This is a genomic window from Allobosea sp. 05L423 (genome assembly GCF_056397745.1).
This window is the reverse complement of record NZ_JBFTOA010000001.1, coordinates 1-25,188: the sequence shown is the minus strand read 5'-3', so window position 1 is coordinate 25,188 and position 25,188 is coordinate 1. Positions and strand designations below refer to the sequence as shown.

22 protein-coding genes are annotated in these 25,188 nt (G+C 66.0%); 9 read left to right on the top strand and 13 right to left on the bottom strand.

Going from position 1 to position 25,188, the window contains the following annotated elements; genetic code table 11:
• Positions 1–2: 2 nt before the first annotated feature.
• From AC1DNE_RS00110 to AC1DNE_RS00055, 12 genes are all read right to left on the bottom strand, one after another.
• Positions 3–1,016 carry an ABC transporter permease gene (locus AC1DNE_RS00110; RefSeq protein WP_476764982.1) on the bottom strand — a complete coding sequence of 338 codons (1,014 nt, stop codon included), beginning with the start codon at positions 1,014–1,016 and terminating at the stop codon, positions 3–5.
• Between the two features lie 136 nt (positions 1,017–1,152).
• Positions 1,153–2,745 (bottom strand): ABC transporter substrate-binding protein, encoded by a 1,593-nt coding sequence (locus AC1DNE_RS00105; protein ID WP_441470000.1) that lies wholly within the window; start codon positions 2,743–2,745, stop codon positions 1,153–1,155.
• A 417-nt stretch (positions 2,746–3,162) separates the two neighbouring features.
• A complete protein-coding gene (locus tag AC1DNE_RS00100; RefSeq protein WP_441470001.1) occupies positions 3,163–3,888 on the bottom strand; it encodes an aspartate/glutamate racemase family protein in 726 nt (241 codons plus the stop codon).
• Positions 3,885–5,033 (bottom strand): saccharopine dehydrogenase family protein, encoded by a 1,149-nt coding sequence (locus AC1DNE_RS00095; RefSeq protein ID WP_441470002.1) that lies wholly within the window; start codon positions 5,031–5,033, stop codon positions 3,885–3,887. The genes AC1DNE_RS00100 and AC1DNE_RS00095 overlap by 4 nt, the downstream gene beginning before the upstream one ends.
• Positions 5,026–5,805, bottom strand: a complete 780-nt coding sequence (locus AC1DNE_RS00090) for an amino acid ABC transporter ATP-binding protein (protein ID WP_441470003.1) — start codon at positions 5,803–5,805, stop codon at positions 5,026–5,028. The genes AC1DNE_RS00095 and AC1DNE_RS00090 overlap by 8 nt, the downstream gene beginning before the upstream one ends.
• Before the next feature lie 14 nt (positions 5,806–5,819).
• A complete protein-coding gene (locus AC1DNE_RS00085; protein ID WP_441470004.1) occupies positions 5,820–6,482 on the bottom strand; it encodes an amino acid ABC transporter permease in 663 nt (220 codons plus the stop codon).
• 96 nt (positions 6,483–6,578) lie between these two features.
• A complete protein-coding gene (locus tag AC1DNE_RS00080) occupies positions 6,579–7,406 on the bottom strand; it encodes a transporter substrate-binding domain-containing protein (protein WP_441470005.1) in 828 nt (275 codons plus the stop codon).
• A 124-nt stretch (positions 7,407–7,530) separates the two neighbouring features.
• Positions 7,531–8,439, bottom strand: coding sequence for a 4-hydroxy-tetrahydrodipicolinate synthase (gene dapA / locus AC1DNE_RS00075; RefSeq protein ID WP_441470006.1), 909 nt, complete (start codon positions 8,437–8,439; stop codon positions 7,531–7,533).
• 20 nt (positions 8,440–8,459) lie between these two features.
• Entirely contained in the window at positions 8,460–9,857 is a 1,398-nt protein-coding gene (locus AC1DNE_RS00070) for an aldehyde dehydrogenase family protein (protein WP_441470041.1), read from the bottom strand.
• 13 nt (positions 9,858–9,870) lie between these two features.
• Entirely contained in the window at positions 9,871–11,157 is a 1,287-nt protein-coding gene (locus tag AC1DNE_RS00065; protein WP_441470007.1) for an FAD-dependent oxidoreductase, read from the bottom strand.
• A complete protein-coding gene (locus tag AC1DNE_RS00060) occupies positions 11,150–11,413 on the bottom strand; it encodes a 2Fe-2S iron-sulfur cluster-binding protein (RefSeq protein ID WP_441470008.1) in 264 nt (87 codons plus the stop codon). Before AC1DNE_RS00060 ends, AC1DNE_RS00065 begins: the two co-directional genes overlap by 8 nt.
• Positions 11,410–12,567, bottom strand: a complete 1,158-nt coding sequence (locus AC1DNE_RS00055) for an NAD(P)/FAD-dependent oxidoreductase (RefSeq protein WP_441470009.1) — start codon at positions 12,565–12,567, stop codon at positions 11,410–11,412. Before AC1DNE_RS00055 ends, AC1DNE_RS00060 begins: the two co-directional genes overlap by 4 nt.
• Before the next feature lie 158 nt (positions 12,568–12,725).
• On the opposite strand from AC1DNE_RS00055, the gene AC1DNE_RS00050 reads away from it, so the two are divergent.
• From AC1DNE_RS00050 to AC1DNE_RS00025, 6 genes are all read left to right on the top strand, one after another.
• On the top strand, positions 12,726–13,610 hold the full coding sequence (locus tag AC1DNE_RS00050) for a LysR family transcriptional regulator (protein ID WP_441470010.1): 885 nt from the start codon (positions 12,726–12,728) through the stop codon (positions 13,608–13,610).
• Positions 13,611–14,090: 480 nt separating this feature from the next.
• On the top strand, positions 14,091–15,698 hold the full coding sequence (locus AC1DNE_RS00045) for an ABC transporter substrate-binding protein (RefSeq protein WP_441470011.1): 1,608 nt from the start codon (positions 14,091–14,093) through the stop codon (positions 15,696–15,698).
• A gap of 55 nt (positions 15,699–15,753) precedes the next feature.
• Positions 15,754–16,707 carry an ABC transporter permease gene (locus AC1DNE_RS00040; RefSeq protein ID WP_476840866.1) on the top strand — a complete coding sequence of 318 codons (954 nt, stop codon included), beginning with the start codon at positions 15,754–15,756 and terminating at the stop codon, positions 16,705–16,707.
• A 4-nt stretch (positions 16,708–16,711) separates the two neighbouring features.
• Complete coding sequence (locus tag AC1DNE_RS00035) at positions 16,712–17,599, top strand: ABC transporter permease (protein ID WP_476764980.1); 888 nt, start codon at positions 16,712–16,714, stop codon at positions 17,597–17,599.
• Entirely contained in the window at positions 17,596–18,633 is a 1,038-nt protein-coding gene (locus AC1DNE_RS00030) for an ABC transporter ATP-binding protein (protein WP_441470014.1), read from the top strand. Before AC1DNE_RS00035 ends, AC1DNE_RS00030 begins: the two co-directional genes overlap by 4 nt.
• Positions 18,630–19,640, top strand: coding sequence for an ABC transporter ATP-binding protein (locus tag AC1DNE_RS00025; RefSeq protein WP_441470015.1), 1,011 nt, complete (start codon positions 18,630–18,632; stop codon positions 19,638–19,640). Before AC1DNE_RS00030 ends, AC1DNE_RS00025 begins: the two co-directional genes overlap by 4 nt.
• A 305-nt stretch (positions 19,641–19,945) precedes the next feature.
• On the opposite strand, the gene AC1DNE_RS00020 is transcribed toward AC1DNE_RS00025, so the two are convergent.
• Positions 19,946–20,875, bottom strand: coding sequence for a hydrogen peroxide-inducible genes activator (locus AC1DNE_RS00020; protein WP_441470016.1), 930 nt, complete (start codon positions 20,873–20,875; stop codon positions 19,946–19,948).
• A 294-nt stretch (positions 20,876–21,169) separates the two neighbouring features.
• On the opposite strand from AC1DNE_RS00020, the gene katG reads away from it, so the two are divergent.
• From katG to AC1DNE_RS00005, 3 genes are all read left to right on the top strand, one after another.
• Entirely contained in the window at positions 21,170–23,350 is a 2,181-nt protein-coding gene (gene katG, locus AC1DNE_RS00015) for a catalase/peroxidase HPI (RefSeq protein WP_476764979.1), read from the top strand.
• A 321-nt stretch (positions 23,351–23,671) separates the two neighbouring features.
• Positions 23,672–24,595, top strand: coding sequence for a glycosyltransferase family protein (locus tag AC1DNE_RS00010; RefSeq protein ID WP_476840865.1), 924 nt, complete (start codon positions 23,672–23,674; stop codon positions 24,593–24,595).
• Positions 24,596–24,751: 156 nt separating this feature from the next.
• Positions 24,752–25,188: GDP-mannose 4,6-dehydratase (locus AC1DNE_RS00005; protein WP_476840864.1), on the top strand; the 437-nt coding region annotated here is incomplete at its 3' end.

The following is a 25,188-nucleotide window of genomic DNA, read 5'->3' as shown; positions in this document are numbered from 1 at the left end:
ACTCAGCCCTCCAGCCGGACACGGGGGTCGATGACGCCATAGAGGATGTCGATCAGCAGATTCAGCGCGACGTAGAGGATCGCCATGGTCAGCACGAAGCCCTGGATCGGCGCGTAGTCCGAGGCCAGCAGCGCCTCGACTGCATAGGAGCCGACGCCCGGCCAGGCGAAGACCTTCTCGACCAGGACATTCGCACCGAGCAGGAATGAGAAAACCATGCCGAGCGTGGTGACCACCGGCAGCATGGCGTTGCGGAAGGCGTAGGTGCCGATGACCTTGCGCGTGGACAGGCCGCTGGCGCGGGCCGTGCGCACGAAATCGGCGACGAGCACGGCGAGCATCGAGGCGCGCGTCATGCGGGTGATCGGCGCGAGCGAGAAGATGGCGAGCGTCAGCGCCGGCAGCAGAAGCTGAGAGAGAGCGGCCCGGAAGATCTCGAAATCGCGCGCGATCAGGCTGTCGATCAGCAGGAAACCGGTGACGCGCCGCGGCTCCGAGAAGAAGACGTCGAGCCGCCCGAGCGGCGCGGGCGCCCAACCCAGGATGAAGTAGAAGACATAGACCAGCAGCAGCCCGGTGAAGAACACCGGCAGCGAGACACCAGCCGTCGCGACGATCCGGCAGAGATGGTCGATCCAGGAGCCCTGCCGCACCGCGGCCAGCACGCCGAGCGGCAAGGCGATCGCCATCGAGATCAGCAACCCGATCAGGGTGAGCTCGGCCGAGGCCGGCAGGCGCTGCGCCAGATCGGCCGTGACCGGCTGGCCGGTGGTGAGCGAGGTGCCGAGATCGCCCTTCACCAGCGCCGTGACATAGGAGACGAACTGGACAGGCAATGGCTGGTCTAGCCCGAGCTTGCCGCGGATATCGGCGATCGCCTCCTTCGAGGCGGCCGGGCCGGCGAAATATGCGGCGGTGTCGCCGGGCAGCACGCGCGTCAGCAGAAAAGTCACGATGATGACGCCGATCACCGAAGGGATCGTCGTCTTCAAACGGGCGGCGATCATGCCGAGCATGTACAGTTCCCCCGAGGTTGCTTGCGTCATTCTCGGGCGGAGCGCAGCGCAGACCCGAGAATCGCCTGATCGAGATGCTCGGGTCGAGCCCGAGCATGACGAGCAGGCGCATGGCACCCGCTCGTGAAAACGCCCCTCACCCCTTGGTCAGGTAGCGGAAGTCCGGCTCGCGGCAGGGCTGGAACTGGTAGCCGCCGATCGACTTCTGCATCGCGACGTCGTGGGTCGGCTGCGAGATCGGGATCATCGGGACCTCCCGCTCGACCAGCTTGACGAAGTCGACCACGAATTTCTCGTATTCGGCCTTGTCGGTGGTGAAGCGGGCGGCGTCGATCAGCTTGTCGAGTTCCGGGTTCTGGTAGTTGGCGATGTTGAAGATCGAATTGTTGCCGTGCATCGTCCAGAACAGGTAGTAATCTGGGTAATCGAGCCAGCCGGCGAAGCGGTTCAGCGTCATCGGATTGGTCTTCTTGGCGATCTCGGTGCGGAAGTTGGCACCCGGAACCTTGGTGATCTCCACGTCGATGCCGATGGCGCCGAGCGCCTCCTTGATCAGCACGGACATCGGCTCGGCCACGGTCGCGTTGCCGGCGTCGAACTGCAGCGTGGTCGAGAAGCCGCCGCCGGCGGCCGCGACCAGCGCCTTCGCCTTCTCGACATTGGTCTTGTAGGCGAAAGGCGTCGGCCAGGCCGGCTTCGGCGTCTCGGGGCCGCCGGACATGTCGACGCCGCGGCCGAAGAGCGAGGCCTGCAGCATCTTGTCGTAGGGCAACACCCAGGCGACGGCCTGGCGCAGCCGGACATCCTTGAACGGGCCGACCTGGCTGTTGAGATAGAGCCCCCAGACGCCGTTGGGGATCGGCACGCCGACGACATTGATCTTGCCGCCGTCGAGCAGGTCCTTGAAGTCCTTCGGCGGCAGGCCGTAGGAGACGTCGGCGTCGCCGCGCTCGATCAGCGCACGGCGGGTCGATGGCGAGGCGATGTCACGCGCGATGATGCGGCGCAGCTTCGGCAGCGGGCCGCTGGCCCAGTCGTCGTTGCGGACATAGATCGTCTCGACGCCCGGCTTCCAGCTCTCGACCTTGAAGGCGCCGGAGCCTGCGACGTTGTTCTTCAGCCATTCCTTGGCGAGCGGGTCGCCACCGCTGTTCTTGATGGCGAGTTCCGAGTCGAAGACGAAGGGGATCGTGACCGCCAGGTTCGGCATGGTCAGCTTGTCCTTGCGCAGGAAATCGACGCGGAAGGTCTTGTCGTCGACCGCGACGAACTGTTCCGGCTTCTCCAGCGAGCCGGCATTCATCTGCGTGGTCGCAAAGCCGCCAATGGTGACGGCGCGGTCGAGCGACCATTTCACGTCCTTGGCAGTGACGGGGCGACCGGAGTGGAACTTGGCGTCGCGCAATTTGAAGGTGCAGCTCATGCCGTCCGAGGCGACCTGCCAGCTCTCCGCAAGCTCGCCTTCGAGTTCGCTCATCGAGACCTGATTGCCGCCGCCGCCGGGGATCGGCACCGGCTTGAAGCGCAGCAGCCGGTCGTAGCAGTTGAGCGCGACGCCATTGACCGGCTGCGACGCGCCGATGCCCTGCATGTCCAGGCTGTTCGGTCCGTATTCCTGCACCAGCAGGAGCGTTTCGCTGCGGCTGGGCGATTGCGCGCTGGCACGTGCCGTCATCAGGAATGGCGCTGACAGGCCTCCGGCAATGGCGGCGCGACGCGTGATGGCCATGATGCTCTCCCGAGATAGCCGGCGCCGCTGGGCGCCGGACGCTTCAGTCCGGGAGGAGGCAATGCAGTTACCGTGCCGAGCTTTCTGAGCCCATCCATCGCGCTGTGAGCCGGTCGCGGCCCGCTAGTGCTCGGAAACATGCATACAATACGGCGATATTCGCCCAAAAATTAATCGCCCCTCGAAAGCGCTGAGATATTGATCAACACTCCGATGCTCAGCACCGCCTTGCGCCACAGGACATTGGACCACCGTCTGAAGCGGAGGTTCACGCCAGTGCGGTTGACGCCGTTGGCGGCGCTATCGATGGCCTGATCTGGCCCAGGGAATATGCTTGGTCCCGCCTTGCGACGAGCGCCTCAATCGCTCAGGTCCTTGACTCGAGGCCGAGAGCTGGCCCGCGCGACCCGCCAAATCTCATCGGAAGCTCGGCGGCGATATCGCATGCCCGAACCATTCGACGAACCCGATGATGTCGAAGACCGGCCGTCCTGTTGCAGCGGCGATTGCCGCCGAATGCGGCGGAAGATTGGTACATTCGCAAAGGATCGCACCGACATTCGGATGGCGGGCGACCAGCGCTCGGGCAGCTGTCACGACTTCCTCCTCGAGCCGTGAGATGTCGGACACGCCGCCGCGATTGCCATAGACCTGGCGGAACAGGCTGTCCGGAGGCAGCCCCTCGATGGGGGTGTCCGGGCGCACTCCGACGGCGGCCAGATGCCGTGTCGTCAAGGCTTCCGCGGCGAAGGTGAGGATGCCGACCTGCTGCCCGCCGGGCAGCATCGCCTCGATCAGCGGTGCCTGCAGCAGGCTGCTCGTCGCGACAGGAACCGGCAGCGCGTCGGCGAGCTCCCTTTGAAGCAAGGCCAGAAAACCGCAGCTCGTGGTGATGCCGCGCACGCCGCAAGCGACGAGATCGAGGGCGGCTGCGATGAAGGGCTCGAGGAACTCTTCCGGGCGACCATGGACGATGGCAGCCGGATCGGCGCCGCGCACGACGCGGAACTGGACGGGGAACGGCCAGGTCCGGCCGTTGCCGATATCGCCCGGCAGACGCTGGAAATGGGTGTCGAGCATCAGGACCCCGACGCTCAGATCGTTCACGACTGCGCTCGTCCGCATGAAGCCAGATCCGTTCATGGAAGCACTCCCTGCCCAACACGCCCGGAGGCAGCCCCAGGCGTCTCGAAGAACCAGGCGAGGAACCGGTTTTTGCGCAGGAGGTCCAGAGGGATGTCCTCTTGCGCGAGGAGCCCTCTGCGGCCGATCAGCCCGAGACGCAGCAGATCGAGCACCGCCGCGACATGGGAGGCGGCCGTGCGCCGCATGGCCCCGATCGAGACATCGCCGATTCGCATCGGCTCGACCTCGCGCAGAAAATGCTCGTGGGGTGCACCTTCCGCGCAGCGAGACGCCGCGGTGATCGAGATCAGCAGGCGATCGTCGGCGATCTCTGGCAGCGCGTTGAGGAAGAGATTGCGCAGCAAATAGACGCGCTCGCGCAGCTTCAACTCGTCGAGCAGAAACGCCATCTGGTCGGCATGCCCGGGGTAGCGGATCGTGTGTGAAATCAGATTTCCGACCTTGCCGGCCAAGCGGTCGCGAAGCGTACCCGGGATGGCTCCGGAGACGAAGACCTCATAGTCGCGCGATCCGAGGTGCAAGGGGCTGCAGCGGGACAGCGGCGCCAGCCCGGTCTCGTGGCCGTCGACGAGCGCAAGCGAGGCGCGCGTGTATTCCCGCAGCGTGGCGTCGACATCCCAGACCAGCCCGTAGCCCAGGCGCCCGGTGGCCGTTCGCGGCAGAGCGCCGATCCGGACGTCGATATCCGGTAGGCCAGGACAGCGCGAGGCGAGATCGAGAACGAGGCCCGAGACGAGCCCCGGCGAGATGCCGCATTGGGCGACGAAGCAGCCGGCCGCGGCGCTGGCCTCGCGCTGGACGGCTTCGAGCGCGGCTCCGTCATCACCGAGGTCGAGATAGTGGCTTCCGCTGCGCCGGGCGGCCGCGGCCACCATCGGCGTCGCCGAGGAGGGCAATGCCGCGACGACAGCGTCGGCCCCGGCCAGGACCCGGTCGAGCTGCGCCGCGTTGCCCGGATCCGCTTCCGTCAGCGGCAGCGCAAGGTCCTTGGCTCGCCCGCGGCCGGGCTCGGTTGGGTCAGCAAGCACGAACTCGAATTCCGACGCCTCGCGCAGGAGCAGCGCCAGGGCGATGCCGACCCGGCCGGCGCCGACGATGACGACCTTGAAGGGCCGCGCGTTGCTTGCCTGCCGATCAGCCATGGAAGCGCGCGAGGAAGGTCTTGAGACGCTCGTTGTCCGGGTTGTGCAGGATGCGGTCGGGACTGCCCTGCTCGGCGATGCGGCCGCCTTCCATGAAGACGACCCGATCGGAAACACCGGCCGCAAACGAGATTTCATGCGTGACGAGGACCATGGTCATGCCCTGTTCCGCAAGATTGCGCACCACGCCCAGAACCTCTCCGACGAGTTCCGGATCGAGCGCGCTGGTGATCTCGTCGAGCAACAGCGCGTCCGGCTGCATCGCCAGCGCTCTGGCGATGGCCACGCGCTGCTTCTGTCCCCCCGAAAGCTGATCCGGTCGCGCGTCGCGTTTCTCGGCCAGGCCGACCTTGGCGATGTAGTCCATCGCGATGTCGATGGCCTCGCCGCGCGGCTTGCGCTGGACGGTCATGGGGCCTTCGATCACGTTTTCCAGCACCGTCATGTGCGGGAACAGGTTGAAGTGCTGGAACACCATGCCGACATGGCGCCGCAATTCGCCGAGGCCGAGAAGCTGGCCCGTGCCGCGGAATTTCGGGCCGACACGGCGGCCGCGGAACAGGACCTCGCCGGTGTCCGGCACCTCCAGCATGTTCATGCAGCGAATGAAGGTCGATTTGCCGGAGCCGGAGGGCCCGATGATCGAGACGACTTCACCGCTGGTGAGCGAGAGATCGATGCCATGAAGGACGGTGAGCGCGCCGAAGCGCTTGGTGATGCCGCGTGCTTCGAGGACGGTGTCGCGGGCGGCAGGCTTGGGAACGGAGTTCATGGAATGGCTCTCGCTCAATGGCTGCCGCGCGTCCGGCTCTCGACGATGTCGGCGAACTTCGTGATCGGGAACAGGATCACGAAATAGAGCAGCGCGAGGACGGTGTAGGATTCCAGCGGGCGGTAGGTCTGCCCGTTGACGATGCTGGCCATGTAGGTGAGCTCGGCCACGGAGATCACGGAGATCAGCGAGGTATTCTTGAACTGCGTCACCGACTGGTTGATGAAGGCGGGCATCATCCGGCGGACCGCCTGCGGCAGCACGATGCGCCGCATCACCTGCCAGCCCGACATGCCGATCGCAGCGCCTGCCTCGGACTGCCCCTTGTCGATCGAGACGATGCCGCCGCGAAAGACTTCGGCATAGAAGGCTGCGGCATAGAGCGAGAGCGTGATCAGCGCCGCCGCCCAGTTGGCGAGATCGAAGCCGAGCAGCAACGGCAGCGCGTAATAGATCCACAAGAGCTGCACGAGCAACGGCGTGCAGCGGAACAGCTCCTGGAAGCCCTGCGCCAGCCAGCTCACCGGCCCGATACCAGACAGCCGCGCGAAGCAGAGGAGCAGCCCTAGGACCAGCCCTATAGCGATGGAGGCCACCGTGTAGACGATGGTGATCCACGCTCCCCAGAGGAACAGATCACTCGCCTGCAGGATCGGGGCGAAGCTCCACGTGTACATGTCATGCCAGCCTTTCGTGAAAGCGGCCCCTGAGCAGGATGCGAAAAGGCCGGAGCCGGTTTTCGCAAATGCCCTGCTCTGGGGGCTGCTCCTGCCTTAACCGCCGAAGCCGAAGCCTTCGGGCATGTCGTCGAGCGTGATGCCGAAGGGCGCGAGGCTCTTCACGATCCAGGTCTGGTTGTTGCCGATGCGGCGGTTGTATTCGGCCCAGGCCGAGATGAAGGCGCGCGACTTCTCGTCGGCCTTCCAGTTCATGGCGACCACGGAGGGTGTGGACAGAACCGGAGACGGCACCATCACCTTGCCGATGCCGCTCGCCTTCTTGCTCATGACGAGGCCGTTCAACATGGTGTTGACGAGACCGTCGGCCTTGCCGGCGACCACCGCCACGATCGCCTCGTCACGGGACTTGAAGCGCAGCATCTTGGCCTTGGGCAGATATTGCTGGGCGATCAGATCCTGCGAGGAGCCAAGGTCGACCGCGAAGGTGTATTTCGGATCGTTGAGCTCGGCCCAGCTCAGCTTCGACAGCTCCGGCTTCGGGGAGACGATGACGAAGCTGTTGAAGTAGGTCGGGTTCGAGAAGGCGACGGAGAGGGCTCGCTGCGGGGTCGCCGTGACACCGAGCGCAAGATCGACCTTGCCGCTCTGCACGTCGAGGATGGAGTTCGGCCAGCTCGACTCGACGACCTCCAGCTTGACGCCGAGGGTGTTGGCGATGTCGCGGGCCATCTCGATGGCGAAGCCGCGCCATTCGCCGGACCGCGGGTCCTTGTTGAAGTAGGGGTCCTCGTTGATGATCCCCGGAATGCGCAGCACACCGCGCGAGCGGATGGCGTCGATGGTGTCCTCGGCCCGAGCCGAGGCTTGAAGTGCCAGCAGTCCCAGGCCGGCTGCGCAGATGGCGCGAATAATCGATTTCATGAGCTTTCCACTCCGTTCCCTTGCCGATGTTTTTCGGTCTTGCGCTGGTGGTTAGGACGACAAGAGCCTAGGCGACGCACTTCCGAGGACAATGCGAGAGTAAGCCGTCGTCCTACCGGTTTTCTTATATGTTCGCTCGGCTCTCGAACGATTGCAGGCTTGCTTCGAGCGCCTTGCGGCTTTCCGGGCGCAGAGCCGCGAGCGGCGCCCGCAACTCCGGTCCGATGGCGCCGGCCCGTGCGAGTGCGGTTTTTATCGGGACCGGGTTGCTCTCGATGAAGAGATGGCCGACCAGATCGAACAAGGCCTCGTGGATGCGGCGCGCCTCGCGCGGGTTACCCGCCGACCAAGCCCTGCACAGCGCCACGACTTCGGAGGGCAGCAGGTTCGACGCGACGCTCGTCACGCCGTCGGCGCCGAGCGCGAGGAAGGGCAAGGTCAGGCCGTCATCGCCCGAATGGATGATGAAATCCTCGCCTAGCGCCAGTCGCAGCTCCGTGATGCGCTCCGCCTTGCCCCCGGCCTCCTTGATGGCGACGACATTGGAATGAGCCGCCGCAAGCCGCGCTGCGGTCGCAGGCGCGATCTCGACGCCGGTGCGTCCCGGCACGCTGTAGAGCATGATCGGCAGCTTCACGGCGCCGGCGATGGCGGAGAAGTGGTCGAACAGCCCATCCTGCGAGGGCTTGTTGTAATAGGGCGTCACGAGCAGGACGCCATCAGCACCTGCCGTCTCCGCGCGCCGGGCCTTGTCGACGGCAAGCCGCGTCGCGTTCGAGCCGGCGCCGGCCATGACGAAGGCCCGTCCGGCCGCGGCCTTCACCGTGGTGCGGATGACCGTGTCGGCCTCGTCCTCGCTCAGCGTTGCGGCCTCGCCCGTGGTGCCGACCGGGACGAGCCCGGACACACCGGCCGCGATCTGCGCAGCGATGAGCTTCTCTAGCGCGGGAATATCGAGCGCTCCGTCGCGGAAGGGCGTGACCAGCGCGGTGAAGACGCCGGTCAGGCGGCGACGCAGTTCGGGATCGATCATCTCATTGGCTCCTTGCATCATCAGTCGATGACGACCTTGGTTTCGCTCATCTCGCGCAGGGTCATGTGGATGCCCTCACGGCCCAGCCCGCTCGACTTGATGCCGCCGAACGGCACATTCTCGGCGCGGAAGTCCGGGCCCTCGTTGATCATGACGCCGCCGACGCGGAGCCGGCGGGCGACCCGCTTCACGAGCGCATGGTCGTTCGTGAAGAGCCCGGCCTGCAGCCCGTAAGCGCCGTCATTGATCTCGGCGATCACCGCATCGGGATCGGCGAAGCGGCGCACGGCGAGCACCGGCCCGAACGTCTCGGAGCGGACGAGCTCCGACTGCGCCGACACGGCGTCGAGCAGCGTCGGCGCGAACAATGTGCCTTGGCGGCTTCCGCCGGCGACGATCCGGGCGCCATCCGCAACGGCAAGCTTCACGCGCCGCTCGACCTCGGCCGCTGCCGGCTCGTCGATGACGGTGCCCATGACGGTCGCGGCATCGGCCGGATCGCCGGTGGCGACCTTCGCGACCCGCGCCGCGATGCGTTCGATCATCGTCTCGCGGATGGCGTCGTGCAGATAGAGCCGCTTCACCGCGGCGCAGCTCTGGCCGGCGATCTCGAAGCGGTGCGCGATGGCGACTTCGGCGGCACGGTCGAGATCGGCGTCTGGCATGACGATCAGCGGGTCGTTGCCGCCGAGTTCCATCAGGCAGCGAACGAGGCCGGAGGCGTTCTTCAGCGCCAAGCCCGCCGTGGGGCCGCCGGTGAAGCTGAGCAGATCGATGTCACCGCTCGCGATCATCGCCGCGACATCGGCGCCGCCATGGACGATGCCGAACAGACCGGCAGGGAAGCCTGCTTCCTCGGCAAGTTCGGCCAGACGCTGCGCGGCGAGCGGCGCCTTCGGCGAAGGTTTCGCGACGATGGCGTTCCCGGCCGCGATCGCAGGCCCGAGTTTGTGGCAGAGCAGGTTGAGTGGATAGTTGAACGGCGTGATCGCACCGAGGACCCCGGCAGGCTCGTGTGTGATGACGGCCTGCTTGTCCGGCGCACCCGGTACGATGGCTGTGGGCAGAACCTCGCCATGCAGCACGGTGACGGCGTCGCCACTCAGCCGGAGCGTGTTGCGGGCGCGGCGGACCTCGTTGCGCGCCTCGGTGATTGTCTTGCCGACCTCCGCGCAGATCGTCTGGGCCATCGCCTCGGCCTCGTCCCCAAGGCGGTCGGCAAGCCGATAAAGCAGCTCCTTGCGTTCGGCGGGGGTGCTGAAGCGGAAGCTGGACCACGCCTTGCGCGCCCGGCGCAGGGCCTCGGCCACCGCGATCTCGTCGGCCTGGCGGACCCTGCCGACGAGCCCGCCGTCGAACGGATTGGTCACCTCGACCATGGAGGCAGCGATAGCCCGGGCGGGCTTGGCGAGGGACATGGTCACGGTCAGATCACTCCGTTTCATCGTTTGTCAGGCGGGCGAGCGCTGCGACCGAAACCGGTCGCAAGGGCCAGCGCGGTGGCGTTGCGGCCGGCAATGGCCGGCCCCGCAGGGCCGCGATCATCGGGCCGCAGAAGCGGCCCTGGCAGGCGCCGAGCCCGAAACGGCCCATCAGCCGGACCTCGCGGGGCGAAGCGTCGTCTGGCAGGGCCGCCAGATCCGCATAGCTGCGTCCTTCGCAGCGGCAGATCACGGTCTCGGGCGCAGGCGCGATCGGCTCGCTGTGGAGCGCTCGTGCAAGAGCGGCCTGAAAGCCCCGGGCACGCTGCAGGCTGTGCTCATCCCGCGAAGCGTCTGTGCCTGCGAGGCCGAGGCGGGCCAGCACCTGCATCGCCGCGCGTCGACCGTCGAGCAGCGCGGCATCCGCACCCAGCGCTTCCCTCCCGTCTCCAGCGAGCAGGATGGACACGGCCGCATCGGGGGCCGGTAGTGGAATGCCGGTGCGGTTCGGCTCGATGCCGTCATGGATCAGCAGATGCCGCACGCGCAGGACTTGCTGCGTCTCACCGACGCGGATGCCGACCTTGAGACCTTCGCCATCCGGCTCAGCCCGTGTCACCACGCCTCCGCAACGATAGGGCACACGGCCGATGGCAAGTGCCGCTGCATAGGCCGCAGCCTCGGCCATCGGCGCCCATGACACAGCGAGACGGGCCAGAGCCTCAGGGGCGCGCCACGGCCGGCCGCGCTCCAGCACGGCGACCGGCGGATTGCCGGCCTTGGCGAGCTGGGCTGCGAGGGCGGGCAGCAGCGGCCCGCTGCCGGCCACCAGGATCGGGCCTTCCGGAGGACGGCCGGTTTCCTTGAGCAGCACCTGCGCGCCGCCGGCCGTCATGACGCCGGGCAGTTCCCAGCCCGGGAACGGGCGGATCGTCTCGACGGCACCGACCGCGATGATCGCTCCACGGGGGCGGCGCGCGAAAACGCGGCCGGCACGACGATCGTCGAACAGAAAGTGGCCTTCGCCGTCGACGCCGAGAAAGACGGTCTGCGTCCGGGTCTCGATGCGACCGGCTGAGGCCTGGAGCCGCGCCATGAGCCCGGCCCAGTTGCGGCGGTGGCGAGCGGGCCGCCAGACATGGCTTTCTTGGCCGGCAGCCGGCTGGCGATGGATGGCGCCGCCGAGCTGATCCCGCTGCTCGATCAGCAGGACGGGCAGACCGGCTTCCGCGATGGTGGCAGCCGCACTCGCGCCGGCCGGACCGCCGCCCACGACGAGGATAGGGGCCTTATGCATGGTCGGCTCCGATCGCGGGCAGCGCGCCGAGCCGCAGGCCTTCGCTTGCGAGTGTCAGGCAGGCTTCGACCGGCGCCGCGCCCGCGACCGCGACGACGCAGCCCTGGCAGGCGCCGATCCCGCAGAACACCCGCCCGCCGGGCGCATCGTTGGACTGGCCGAGATCGGCGACGCCGGCCCGGAGCAGAGCTGCCGCGATCGTCTCGCCCGGCTGGAAAGCCACCGGCTCGCCGTTCCAGAAGAAATGGCTGGTCATGCCTGGGCCTCGACGCGAGCGAAGCGTTGCGGCGCCAGAGCGGAAAGGTCGGTTTCCGGCTTCTCGCCGAGCAGCAGGCGGGCAGCGCAAGCACCCATGAACGGCCCAAGGCAGATGCCGTCGCCCTCGAAGCCAGTCGCAATGACGACGCCTTCGCGATGCGGGTGTAGGCCGACGATCGGCAAGCCGTCGCGGGAAGCGGTCCTCACCCCGGCGAAGCTGCGCAGGACGCGGCGACCGGCGAGCGGGGGGTAGAGATCCAGAGCCTCGCGCAGGATCGCCGCGATGGTCACCGCATCGGTGGCGTGGTCGCTGCGATGGTCTTCGCGGCTGCCGCCGATCAGGAACTGGCCCGTCATCAGCGGGTCGATCACCAAGCCGATATGGGCGTTGTCGCGAACGATGCCGCGCTTCGCGGCGAGATAGGAAGCCGCCATCAGATGACCATCGATCGCAGGGCCTGCCGCGCTGGCCCGGTCGGTGACGACCATCTGCCCCTTGCGCGGGATCAGAATCTCGCCGAGGCCGAGCAGCGGAGCCGAGCCGATGCCTGCGGCGACGAGCACCGCATCGGCTGCAAGCAGCTCGTCCCGGATCGCGACGCCGCCGACGCGCCCGGCCCGCATGACGATCTCGGACACTGGCGCATTGCGGCGGATGCTGACGCGGCTCTTGTGCAGGAGCCGTTCGGTGATCTCGTAGCCCAGCGCATGCCCGTCATCGGGAATTTCGAGCGCTGCGCAGACGCTGCCCCCCAAGCCCGGAATGCGATTCAGCAGGACCGGGCGGCTGATCTCGACGACGCGCTCGCCCGCCGCCGCGAGGTCGGCGCCATGTTCGGCGACGAGCTCTGCCTCGATCGCCGTTCGTGCAACGAGGAAAGTCGAGCGGCAATGGAACAGGCCGCGAAACAGGCCATCCCGCTCGCTGCGGACGTAGAAGGCCCGGGCGTGGCGTGCGAGATCCATCATCGGGCCGGGACGTTTGCTGGCGACCGAAACCGCCCCATCCGAGGCGCCGGTTGCTCCTGCCGACGGCCCGGAAGCATCGAGCAGTGTCACCCGTGCGCCCGTGGCGGCCAGGAAATGGGCGGCGGCTGCGCCCACGATCCCGGCGCCGACCACGGCAACATGAATGGATGAAGAGGAGGCCATGCCGGCGCGGTTCGTCCCGTAATGCGATGCCGAGAACCTCGTCGGCTTCACCCATCGGGTCGATGCAAATGATCTGCTTCGACTTGCCTCATTGTTTGCAAGTGGCGGAAGGCGCGCTGTTGTAGGAAGGAATGACGGGCCGTCCGCCGGAAGGGATCATGCGCGAAGCCAATCTGACGCTCATCCAGACATTCTTCATCGTTGCGCGCGACGGCTCCTATTCCGCCGCGGCGCGCAAGCTCGGCATGAGCTACCAGTCGGCCGCCAACCATGTGCGGCGGCTGGAGCAATTGCTGGCGGAACGGCTCGTCGTCTCCGAGCAGGGCGCCAAGACAGTGACCCTGACGCCGCGTGGGCGCAGCCTCTACAAGCTGTTGCTGCCGGAGCTCGATACCGTGCTGACCCGGCTCGACCGCACGCTCCAGAAGGAGCGGCCGGTGCTGCGGATTGGCCTGCCGCAGGCCATCTTCTTCTATCTGATGCCGCCGATCCTGGCGCAGTTCCGTGCGCTTTTCCCGCAGGTCGAGATCATCGCCTTCGAGCGCGATACCGCCCTGCCGGAGATGATCCGGGACGGCAGCCTCGATCTGTGCATTACCGAGCGCTATTTCGGCGATCCCAATGTGCCGCAGCACCTTGTCTGCACTTATCGGCCGGCGCTCGTTCTGCCGCGCGAATGGGGGACGCCACCGCGAGGGGAGATCAGGCAGTGGGTCCAGGGACGCCCCTTCGTCACCTATGAGCCCGGCCAGCTTCTGCGCAACCTCGCCATCGATTATCTGCAGCAGGACGACATCGAGATGGAGATCGCGATCTCGACATCGGGCAGCTCAAGCGTGAAACGCTGCGTCGAGGCCGGTCTCGGCTACGCGATCATTCCCGCCTGGTGCATGGATGGCAACGAGACCACGATCACTGCGATCGAATTGCCGGAACTGCCCGAAATTCCCATCTATTTTGGCGAAGCCAGCTTTTTGGCGCGCAACCCCTACGTTGTCGCACTACGGCGGCTTTGTGTGGGTTTCACTTCCGCGATGGAATAGGGGCCGCATCAGCCCGGGCGCCGGCGCGGTACCACTCGTCTGGCCGGACCACGGCAAAGGGCATTTCCTCCTTCGCCCGTGGTTCGGAAGCTCACGTTCGATCAAGCGGCTGCACACGGCAACCCGCACCTCGCGGACCAAGCTCAGGGCCTGGCGCCCTCGCCCGGCGGCGGCGATGATCTCGTCCGGATTGACGGTCCAGGTGAACGGTCCGGGCGCATACCATCCGGTCGGCGTCCTCGGTCGGTAACGGCGGCGCGCGCCGTCGGCCGTCAGCCGCAGTATCCTGCCGCACCACATGTGCTTCTGGGGCTGCCCCGGCCCGCCAAGATCGATCAGAGAGGGCGACGACCGGCATCCCCAACCGAAACGCGACATCCCCGATTGCGGAATCGCAGAACCGTTACGACGCGAGCCAGCGCAGAAATGTCGGATGGCACGGTGCTTGCTCGGATGGCTCGATGCCACCGGGAGAGTTCTATGCGCCTATCTGTTCTGAAGACGGCTTTCGTGCTCGCCATCCTGCCCACCCTGCACAGTGTCGCCTGGGCGCAAGGCACGCTGCGGATCGGCATGACGGCGTCGGACATTCCCCTGACCACCGGCCAGACCGACAATGGCGGCGAGGGCATGCGTTTCATGGGCTATACGGTCTATGACGCGCTCATCAACTGGGACCTGTCGAGCGCGACCAAGCCCTCCGACCTCGTGCCCGGCTTGGCGCTCAGCTGGGGGCTCGATCCCACCGACCCGACCAAGACCAAGTGGCTCTTCAAGCTGCGCCCCGACGTGAAATTCCATGACGGCTCAGCCTTCACCGCCGAATCCGTGGTCTGGAATCTCGACAAGCTGCTCAAGAACGACGCTCCGCAATTCGACCAGCGTCAGTCTGCGCAGGGCAAGTCGCGCATCCCCGCCGTCGCCTCCTATCGCGCCATCGACCCGTTGACGCTGAAAATCACCACCAAGTCGCCCGACGCGACCCTGCCCTATCAGCTTGCCTGGATCCTGATGTCCTCGCCGGCCAACTGGGAGAAGCAGGGCAAGAGCTGGGACAACGTCGCCAAGTCACCTTCCGGCACTGGCCCGTGGAAACTCGCGAGCTTCGTGCCGCGCGAGCGCGCCGAGCTGGTTCCGAACCCGGACTACTGGGACAAGGCGCGCGTGCCGAAGCTCGACAAAATGATCCTGCTGCCGCTGCCGGAGGCCAATGCCCGCGTCGCGGCCTTGCGCTCCGGTCAGGTCGATTGGATCGAGGCGCCTGCGCCGGACGCGGCGAAATCGCTGATATCGGCCGGCTTCAAGATCGTCACCAACGCCTATCCGCACAACTGGACCTGGCACCTGTCGCGCGCCGAGGGTTCCCCCTGGAACGACATCCGCATCCGCAAGGCGGCCAATCTGGCGGTCGACCGCGAGGGCATGAAGGAACTGCTGGCGGGCATGATGATCCCGGCCGAGGGCTTTTACCCGCCCGGACATCAATGGTTCGGCAAGCCCACGTTCAAGCTCGAATACAAGCCGGACGAGGCCAAGAAGCTGATGAAGGAGGCCGGCTACACACCGGAGAAGCCGCTCGTCACCAAGATCCTGATCTCTCCCTCGGGTTCCGGCCAGATGCAGCCGCTGTCGATGAACGAGCTGGTGCAGCAGAATCTCGCCGATATCGGCATCAAGGTCGATTTCGAGGTGGTCGAGTGGAACCAGCTCATCAACATCTGGCGCGCTGGCGCCAAGGATGCGAGCTCGCGCGGCGGCACCGGCATGAACTACACCTACTTCATCCAGGATCCGTTCACCGGCTTCATCCGCCATCTCCAGTGCAACCTCGCCCCGCCCGCCGGCACCAACTGGGGCTATTACTGCGACCCGGAGATGGACAAGCTCTTCGACCAGGTGCGCAACACCTTCGACCCGAAAGAGCAGACCGGCATCCTGCAGAAGATCCACGAGAAATACGTCGACGACGCGCTCTTCCTGATGGTGACGCACGATGTGAACCCGCGCGCCATGACCGCCAAGGTGAAGGGCTTCGTCCAGGCGCAGAACTGGTTCCAGGACTTCTCGCCGATCACGATGGACAAGTGAGAACGCGGTGGCGCGGCCGCCTCGCGCGGCTGCGCCCGTCGCCGGGAGGTGATCCTTGCTTCTCTACGCCCTGAAGCGCCTCGTCTACGTGCTGCCCGTCGCCTTCGGCGTCAGCATCGTCTGCTTCATGTTCGTCCACCTGGCGCCGGGCGATCCGTTGACGGCGATCATGCCGATCGACGCCACTGCCGCGCAGCAGGCCGAGATGCGCGCCGCCTATGGCTTCGACAAGCCACTGCCGGTGCAATACGCGCTCTGGCTCTGGAAGGTGCTGCATGGCGATCTCGGGGCCTCGATCGCATCCGGCCGCCCGGTTGTTTCGGAGGTCGGTCGGGCCGTCGGCAACTCGCTGATCCTTGCCTCGCTGGCGACGCTGATCGGCTTCGGCTTCGGCACCTTCTTCGGCTTCGTCGCTGGCTATTTCCGCGGCAGCGTCCTCGACCGGCTCGCCTCGCTGGTCTCGATACTCGGCGTCAGCGTGCCGCATTATTGGCTGGGCATGGTGATGGTGATCGTCTTCTCCGCCATCCTGGGCTGGCTGCCCTCGACGGGTGCCGGTCCAGGCGGCTCGACAGCCTGGACGTTCGACTGGGAGCATCTGCGGTACATCATCCTGCCGGCGATCACGATGTCGGCCATCCCGATGGGCATCATCGCGCGCACCGTGCGCGCGCTCGTCGCCGACATCCTCTCACAGGATTTTGTCCAGGCGCTGCGCGCCAAGGGCATGGGCGAGTGGGATGTTTTCAAGCATGTCGTGCGCAATGCCGCGCCGACGGCGCTCGCTGTAATGGGCCTGCAGCTCGGCTACCTGCTCGGCGGCTCGATCCTGATCGAGACCGTCTTCGCCTGGCCCGGCACCGGCTTCCTGCTCAACACTGCGATCTTCCAGCGCGACCTGCCGCTGCTGCAAGGCACCATCCTCGTGCTGGCGCTGTTCTTCGTTGGCCTCAACCTCATCGTCGACGTGCTCCAGACCACGCTCGACCCGCGCATCCAGCGAGGCTGAAAGCATGAGCGCAATCGATGCCGGAGCGCTCGCCGTCATGACCCCCGTCAGGAGCGAGGGCTACTGGTCAAGCGTGGGACGCCGGCTGGTACGCGATCCCGTCGCGATGCTGGCGCTCACCGTGATCCTGCTCATCATACTTGCGGCGATCTTCGCGCCCTATATCGCGCCCGCCGACCCGTTCCGCGGTTCGATGGTGCGGCGGCTGCGGCCCATCGGCACAACGGGCTATCCGCTTGGCACGGACGAACTCGGCCGCGATCTGCTCTCGCGGCTGATCTATGGCGGCCGGCTCTCGCTCTTCATGGGCGTCACGCCGGTTATCCTCGCCTTCATCCTCGGCTCCTCGATCGGCATCTTCGCCGCCTATGTTGGCGGCTGGATCAACACCCTGGTGATGCGCGTCATCGACGTGTTCTTCGCCTTCCCTTCGGTGCTGCTGGCGATCGCGCTTTCGGGTGCGCTCGGCGCCGGCATCCTCAACTCGATCGTGTCGCTGACCGTCGTCTTCGTGCCGCAGATCGCGCGCGTCGCGGAGTCGGTCACGACCCAGACACGCAACCGCGACTTCGTCGAGGCTGCCCGCATATCCGGGGCGGGCATGCTGACCATCGTGCGTGTCCATGTGCTCGGCAACGTGCTGGGGCCGATCTTCGTCTATGCGACCGGCCTGATCAGCGTCTCGATGATCCTCTCCTCCGGCCTCTCCTTCCTCGGCCTCGGCGTGAAGCCGCCCGAGCCGGAATGGGGCCTGATGCTCAACACCTTGCGCACCGCGATCTACAGCCAGCCGCTGGTCGCGGCGCTGCCGGGCATGATGATCTTCATCACCTCGATTTCCTTCAACCTGTTCTCCGACGGCCTGCGCGGCGCGATGGAGGTGCGGCAATGAGCGGCTTGGCGAACGATCCGCGCGACCGCGGCGGCGCAGGCACGCCGCTCCTCGACGTGCGCGGGCTGGTCAAGCACTTCGGCGGCAAGCGTAGCCTCTTCGGCAGGCCGAGCGGCACTGTCCGCGCCGTCGACGGCGTCGACTTCAGCATCGCCAAGGGCGAGACGCTCGGCATCGTCGGCGAATCCGGCTGCGGCAAATCGACCACGGCCCGGCTCGTCATGCAGATCGTCAAGCCCGATGCTGGCGACATTCTCTTCGACGGCGAGAAGGTCGGCTCCGCCGCGCTCGACCTGAAGGCGTTCCGCCGGCAGGTCCAGATGGTCTTCCAGGACAGCTACGCCTCGCTCAACCCCCGGCTAACGGTCGAGGACACGGTCGCCTTCGGCCCGCGCATCCATGGCGCCTCGGCTTCCGCATCGATCGCGAAGGCGCATGACCTGCTCCATCGCGTCGGGCTGGAGCCGCGCCGCTTCGCCGGGCGCTATCCGCACGAGATCTCCGGTGGCCAGCGCCAGCGCGTCAATATCGCCCGCGCGCTCTCGCTGAACCCGCGCCTGCTCATTCTCGATGAGGCGGTCTCGGCGCTCGACAAGTCGGTCGAGGCGCAGGTTCTCAATCTCCTGCTCGACCTCAAGCGCGATTTCGGTCTGACCTATATGTTCATTACCCACGACCTCAACGTCGTGCGCTTCATGTCCGACCGGATCATGGTGATGTATCTCGGCAAGGTCGCCGAAGTCGGGCCATCCGAGCTGATCTTCGAGAAGCCGGGCCATCCCTATACGGCCGCCTTGCTCTCTTCCATGCCGTCGATGGACCCCGACAGCCTGACTGAGGAAGCGCCGCTGGCCGGCGACCCGCCGAACCCGATCAACCCGCCAAGCGGCTGCCGCTTCCACCCGCGCTGCAAGATGGCTTCGGCGCTCTGCAGCCATGCGGAGCCCGAGCTGACTGAGGCCAGCTCACAGCATTTCGCGGCCTGCCATCTCGCCGACCCCGCCTCTGGCCATCCGAGGCTCGCGGCCGCATGACCAGCACAGCCCCGATCGTTGAAGCGAAGGATCTTACCGTCGATTTCGCGGCCGGCCGCGGCATGATCCGCGCCGTTTGCGGCGTCGATCTCTCGCTCAAACCGGGGGAGACTGTCGCGCTGCTTGGCGAATCCGGTTCCGGCAAAAGCGTGACCTTGCGGGCGCTGATGCGGCTCCATCCCAAATCCGCCAAGATTGGCGGCTCGGTCGCTGTCGACGGGCAGGACGTGCTCGCCCTATCGCCCTCGGCCCTGCGCGCCTATCGCGGCAAGACGGTTTCGATGATCTTCCAAGATCCCGGCCTCGCCTTCGATCCGGTCTATCGCATCGGTGATCAGATCGCCGAGACGGTGATGCGCCATGAGGGCGTCTCGCGCGCCGAGGGCCGCAAGCGCGGGCTCGAATTGTTCGAGCGCGTCCGCATCCCCTCGCCGGAGCGCCGGCTCGACAATTTCCCGCATGAGATGTCGGGCGGCATGCGTCAGCGCGCCATGATCGCGCTCGCCCTCGCCTGCCGGCCGAAAGTGCTGCTCGCCGACGAGCCGACGACGGCCCTCGACGCGACCGTGCAGATTCAGGTCCTGCTGCTGCTGCGGGAGTTGCAGCGGGAGTTCGGCCTCGCCATCGTCTTCGTGACGCATGATATCGGAGTTGCGGTCGAGGTCGCAGACCGGATCGCTGTGATGTATGCGGGACGCATCGTCGAGAGCGGCTCGTGCCGGGGCGTCATCCGCAACCCAGCCCATCCCTATACGCGCGGACTGCTCGCCTCCCGGGCCCATGCCACGCTCGGCAAGGACGAGCGCCTGAAGGCTATTCCCGGCTCGCCGCCCGATTTGGCCGCGCCGCCGGTCGGCTGCGCTTTCGGCCCTCGCTGCGGAGACTTCATTGAGGAATGCGCTCAGGGCGTGCCCGACAACGTCCGGATCGACCCCGTTCATACTGTGCGATGCTTGCGAGCCGTTTCCGAGAGTCCGGTCCCGGCAACGACAACGGCTCGAACGTAACCGCAAAGAGATTGGCAGGAGATCCCCGCTCGCAGGCAATCGCCAGATCGGCGAACCCGGGGCCCGCCGCGGCGGTTAGCCCGGCAGACCAGTCGCGATTGCGCGGCCGGCTTGAACCGCTCGCGGGCTCGTCCGGATCTATCCCAGGACTGCCCCTGCAAGACCAGCCCACCGACCTGACGCTGCTTCGCGGCGATGTCTTCGGGGTGGACCAATTGATCCCATCGGTGTTGGCCCGGGCATCGCCATCGCACTTGAGGCGGGCGGACGTCTCGAAAGCGCTGGGGCAATGGGCTCGGCAAGCCTCAGGAATGCGTGTGCGTCGAGGGATTTGCCCTGGACATACCGGCTGATCGACGAACCTTGTCGGATATCTGAAGCAGTTGTTTCGCGAGCGGGCTCGTCTTGCGCCAGACCATGCCAACGGTTCGGGACGGTTGAGGCGTTTTGAATTTTGCCACCGAGACCCCCGCCGAACGCGTTTCGAGGGCCACCGCCATCTCCGGTATCAGCGTCACGCCCAGGCCTGCATCGACCATCTGCACCAGTGTCGTCAAAGAGCTCGCATCGAGCATGTCGCGCGGCCGGGCCGAGCGCGGCTTGATCTTGCAGAACGACAAGGCCTGCTCGCGGAAGCAGTGTCCCTCTTCCAGCAGAAGAAGCCGCATTTCGCGCAGCGCGTCAGCATCGGGGACGGGCTTTCCTTCGTCCTCCTTCGGTCGCACCAAGACGAAGCTTTCCGTGAAGAGCGCCACTTCCGTCAGGGACGGTTCCGAAACCGGCAAGGCGACGATCGCCATGTCAAGACGCCCGTCGTTCAGCTCCTCGACGAGTCGCGGCGTCAACGTTTCGCGGATATGGAGATCGAGGCCGCCGTGCAAATCGGTTAGCTCGCCGATCAGGCTCGGCAAGAGATAGGGCGCGACCGTCGGGATGACGCCGATGCGCAGCCGTGTCACCAGCCCGTCCTGCGAAGCGCCTGCGTAGCGTTCCAGTTCATCGAGGGAGCGCAGGATATCCTTCGCGCGCAGAGCGATCTCTTCACCGAAGGTCGTCAAGCGGACTTGGCGTGTACCCTTCTCCAAAAGCTCGGTCCCGAGCTCCTCTTCCAATGCCTTGATCTGCATGGAAAGAGCCGGCTGCGAGATCGAGCACGCCTCGGCGGCGCGGCCGAAATGGCGATGGCGTTCCAAGGCCTCGAAGTAGCGAAGCTGCTTGAAAGTCAGGTTCATCATAATCCAAGCTTATCATCTGGATCAGAAAATCCGAATTAATATAATGAGACGTCTTTGGTAAGACGCTGGTAGCGAAGGGGGGATCGCAGATGCCGAGGCCGTGGCGCACCGCAGGGGTCGATGATGTTGCGCCTGCCATCAGCCGGGCCTTCGGGCCCCGTCCGGTGAGAACTTGCCGGTCGCCTGACATTTGTTCGCTTTGCTGACTGTGGCAGGCGCCGCATTCCCGCTTGGATATCGGTTCGCCTGTCGACGAAATCACATATTCCGCCAAGCCCAGCTCTGGAGAGAGACATGAACGCGAAGACCGAGGACAGCACGGGCAAATGCCCCGTCGCCCATGGCGGCGGTGCCAGCCGACAGAACCGCGACTGGTGGCCGAGCCAGCTGCCTGTCGACCTCCTGAACCAGCATTCGTCGAAGTCCGACCCGCTGGACCAGGCCTTCAACTACCGCGAGGCGTTCAAGAAGCTCGACTACCAGGCGCTGAAGAACGACCTGCGCAAGCTGATGACCGATTCGCAGGACTGGTGGCCCGCCGATTTCGGCAACTATGGCCCGCAATTCGTCCGCATGTCCTGGCATGCCGCCGGCACCTATCGCCTCGCCGACGGCCGTGGCGGCGGCGGCCGTGGCCAGCAGCGCTTCGCTCCGCTCAATAGCTGGCCGGACAATGTGAACATCGACAAGTCACGGCGCCTGCTGTGGCCGATCAAGCAGAAATACGGCCAGCTGATCTCCTGGGCCGACCTGATGATCCTGACCGGCAACGTCGCGCTGGAGACCATGGGCTTCCGCACGTTCGGCTTCGCCGCGGGCCGCGAGGACACCTGGGAGCCGGATCGTGACGTGAACTGGGGCGCCGAGACGGCGTGGCTGACCCATCGTCCGCTCGACAAGTTCGATGCGCCGCTCAGCGCCACCGAAATGGGCCTGATCTATGTCAACCCGGAAGGCCCGGGCGCGAATGGCGATCCGATTTCCGCGGCCCACTTCATCCGCGAGACCTTCGCCCGGATGGCGATGAACGACGAGGAGACCGTGGCGCTGATCGGCGGCGGCCACACCTTCGGCAAGACCCACGGCGCCGCCGCGGAGTCCTACAAGGGGCCGGAGCCGGAGGCTGCGGAGCTCGAGGCGCAGGGGCTGGGCTGGGCCAGCAGCTACGGCACCGGCCACGGCGCGGACGCGATCGGCAGCGGCATCGAGGTTACCTGGACGCAGACGCCGGCGCAGTGGAGCAACCACTTCTTCGAGAACCTGTTCAAGTTCGAATGGGTGCAGACCCGCAGCCCGGCCGGCGCCATCCAGTGGGAGGCGAAGGACGCCGAGGCGGTCATCCCAGACGCCCATGACCCGTCGAAGAAGCACAAGCCGACGATGCTGACGACCGATCTGTCGCTGCGCTTCGACCCGGCCTACGAGAAGATCTCGCGCCGCTTCCTGGAGAATCCGCAGGCCTTCGCCGAGGCTTTCGCCCGCGCCTGGTTCAAGCTGACCCACCGCGATCTCGGCCCGCGCTCGCGCTATCTCGGCCCGGAAGTGCCGAAGGAAGAGCTGATCTGGCAGGACGTCGTGCCGGCCGTCGATCACCCGCTTGTCGGCCAGGCGGACATTGCCACCCTCAAGGAGAAGATCCTGGCTTCGGGCCTCACCGTCTCCGAGCTGGTCGGCACCGCCTGGGCCTCGGCCTCGACCTTCCGCGGCGGGGACAAGCGCGGCGGCGCCAACGGCGCGCGCGTTCGCCTCAGCCCCCAGAAGGACTGGGAGATCAACCGTCCGGCCCAGCTCGCCAAGGTGGTCGAGGTCCTCGACGGTATCCGGCGCCAGTTCAACAAGGAAGCCGACGGCGACCAGAAGGTCTCGCTGGCCGACCTCATCGTGCTCGCCGGCAATGTCGGCGTCGAGCAGGCGGCGAAGGCTGCCGGCCACAACATCACGGTGCCGTTCACGCCGGGCCGCACCGATGCCAAGCAGGAGCAGACCGATATCCATGCCTTCGACGTGATGGAGCCGGCGGCCGACGGCTTCCGCAACTACCAGAAGGCAGGTGCGAAGGTGGCGGCTGAGGCGGCACTGATCGACAAGGCGCAGTTGCTGACCCTGACCGCGCCGGAACTCACCGTGCTGGTCGGCGGCCTGCGAGCGATCAACGTCAACGCCGATGGCGGCACGCATGGCGTTCTCACCCATCGGCCGGGCGCGCTGACGAACGACTTCTTCGTCAACCTGCTCGACATGGGCACGCAGTGGAAGGCGATCTCTGACGCCAAGGATTTGTTCGAAGGCACCGATCGCAAGACCGGCGCAGCAAAGTGGACCGGCACGCGCGCCGACCTCGTCTTCGGCTCGAACTCGATCCTGCGCGCGCTGGCGGAGGTCTACGCCAGCGCCGATGCCAAGGAGAAGTTCGTGAAGGACTTCGTCGCGGCCTGGACCAAGGTGATGAACCTCGATCGCTTCGACGTGGCCTGATCACCACATAAAAAGATGCTCGGCCGCCCGTTCTCGGCAGCGGGCGGGCATGAATTGCATGCGATTGGCTCGTGCGGCGGTAGCATCACGAGCCAACATTTTTCCCGGAAAGATGACTTCAGAGGCATCGAAAGGGTCGCGGCAAACGCCCAACCTTCAAGGCTTCTCAAATCCGGCTACGGCGCCGGCCTGAGCCGTTCCGGAACAAGGAGCGAGCAGAGCGACGATCAGCACCGGATGGCATCGTGAGTCTTCCTCGGATTGGTTGATCAGCTCGGCAAGCAGCGCTAAAGCCACCGGGAAAGCTGAGAGCATGACATGATGGCAGTGCCGAAAGCACAAACGTCCGACAGGCGCTGTTGTGCTGCCGTGGTGTTGTACCGGCCGGTTTCGGCGTTGCTCGCCCTACAGGTCGATGGCCTGCGCGGGACACGTTTCATCGCCTTTGCCAACGGTTCCTTGGAGCCCGACGCTGCCGCTGCACTGACCCCGGCGGATTTGCGCCTGATCGCGAGCCCCGACAATGTCGGGCTGGGGCGAGGCCTCAACGCCGTGATGGAGGCCGCGTCCGAAGAAGGCTTCACGCATGTCTTGCTGCTCGATCAGGATAGCGAGCCCACCTCGGCGATACTGGCAGCGCTCGCCGGCCGGATGCAGGAACTGGAGCGGGCCGGAGAGAGGGTCGCCGTGCTGGCTCCCCGCCTCGTTCCGCCGGGAGAGGGTTTCTACAAGCCGATCCGTTATGAATGGCGCGGCCAGCCAAGAGGCGACGGTCTTGCGGGCGTCGATTTTGCACCGACCTCGGGTTCGCTGATCAGCGTCGAGGCCTATCGGGATATCGGCCCCTTCCGGGACGATTTCTTCATCGCCGGCATCGACGTCGAATGGGGTTTTCGCGCCTGGAGCAAGGGCTGGGCATCCTACATCGCCAGAGATCTCGCGATGCCGCATCGCTGGGGCGAGGCGGTGAGTGAAGACGAACTCGGCAAGGCCCAGATCCTGCGCCATGCTCCGATCCGAAATTACTACTACGCGCGCAACGTGATCGCCGTTGCCCGGCTCTCGCATGTGCCGCTTTCTTGGCGGATCAAGTCTTGCGCAGCGCTGGCGATGCAGATCGGACTGATGGCGCTCAAAGGCGCTCCGGGAGGCCTGCCGCCGATCTGGGCGGGGTTGCGCGACGGGTTAGCCGGACGGCTCGGTCCTGCGCCTCCTCAGGCTGCCTGGACTAGATCCCACGCTTGAAAGACCACGGCGAAAAATGAAAGCGTATCGTGACGCCGCTGCCCCGCCTTCACGACGATGGCAGCAAGGAACCGGTCGCTTGACTCCTTAAGAGGAGGCTGCTTTTTGCCGCCTCGACTTGGAACTTGATCGCTTTTCCTCTCGGAGTTCTGCGGCGTGCCCTTGCGTTATCTCGTCACCGGCGGCGCCGGGTTCATTGGTTCGGCGGTTGTGCGGAAGCTGATCGGTGAGACCGGGCATGAGGTCTGCGTCGTCGACAAGCTGACCTATGCCGGCAATCTGGCCTCGCTGGCTCCTGTTGCGGGCAGCAACCGCTATCGTTTCGAGCACGCGGATATCGGCGACGGTGAGCGGATGCAGGCGATCTTCGCCGATTTCCAGCCGGACATCGTGATGCATCTGGCGGCGGAGAGCCATGTCGACCGCTCGATCGACGGGCCGGCGGCCTTCATCGAGACGAATGTCGTCGGCACTTTCACGCTGCTGCAGGAGGCGCTGCGGCATTACCGGGCGCTGCCGGAGGCTCGAAAGMAAGGCTTCCGCTTCCACCACATCTCGACCGACGAGGTCTTCGGCTCGCTGGGCGCGGAAGG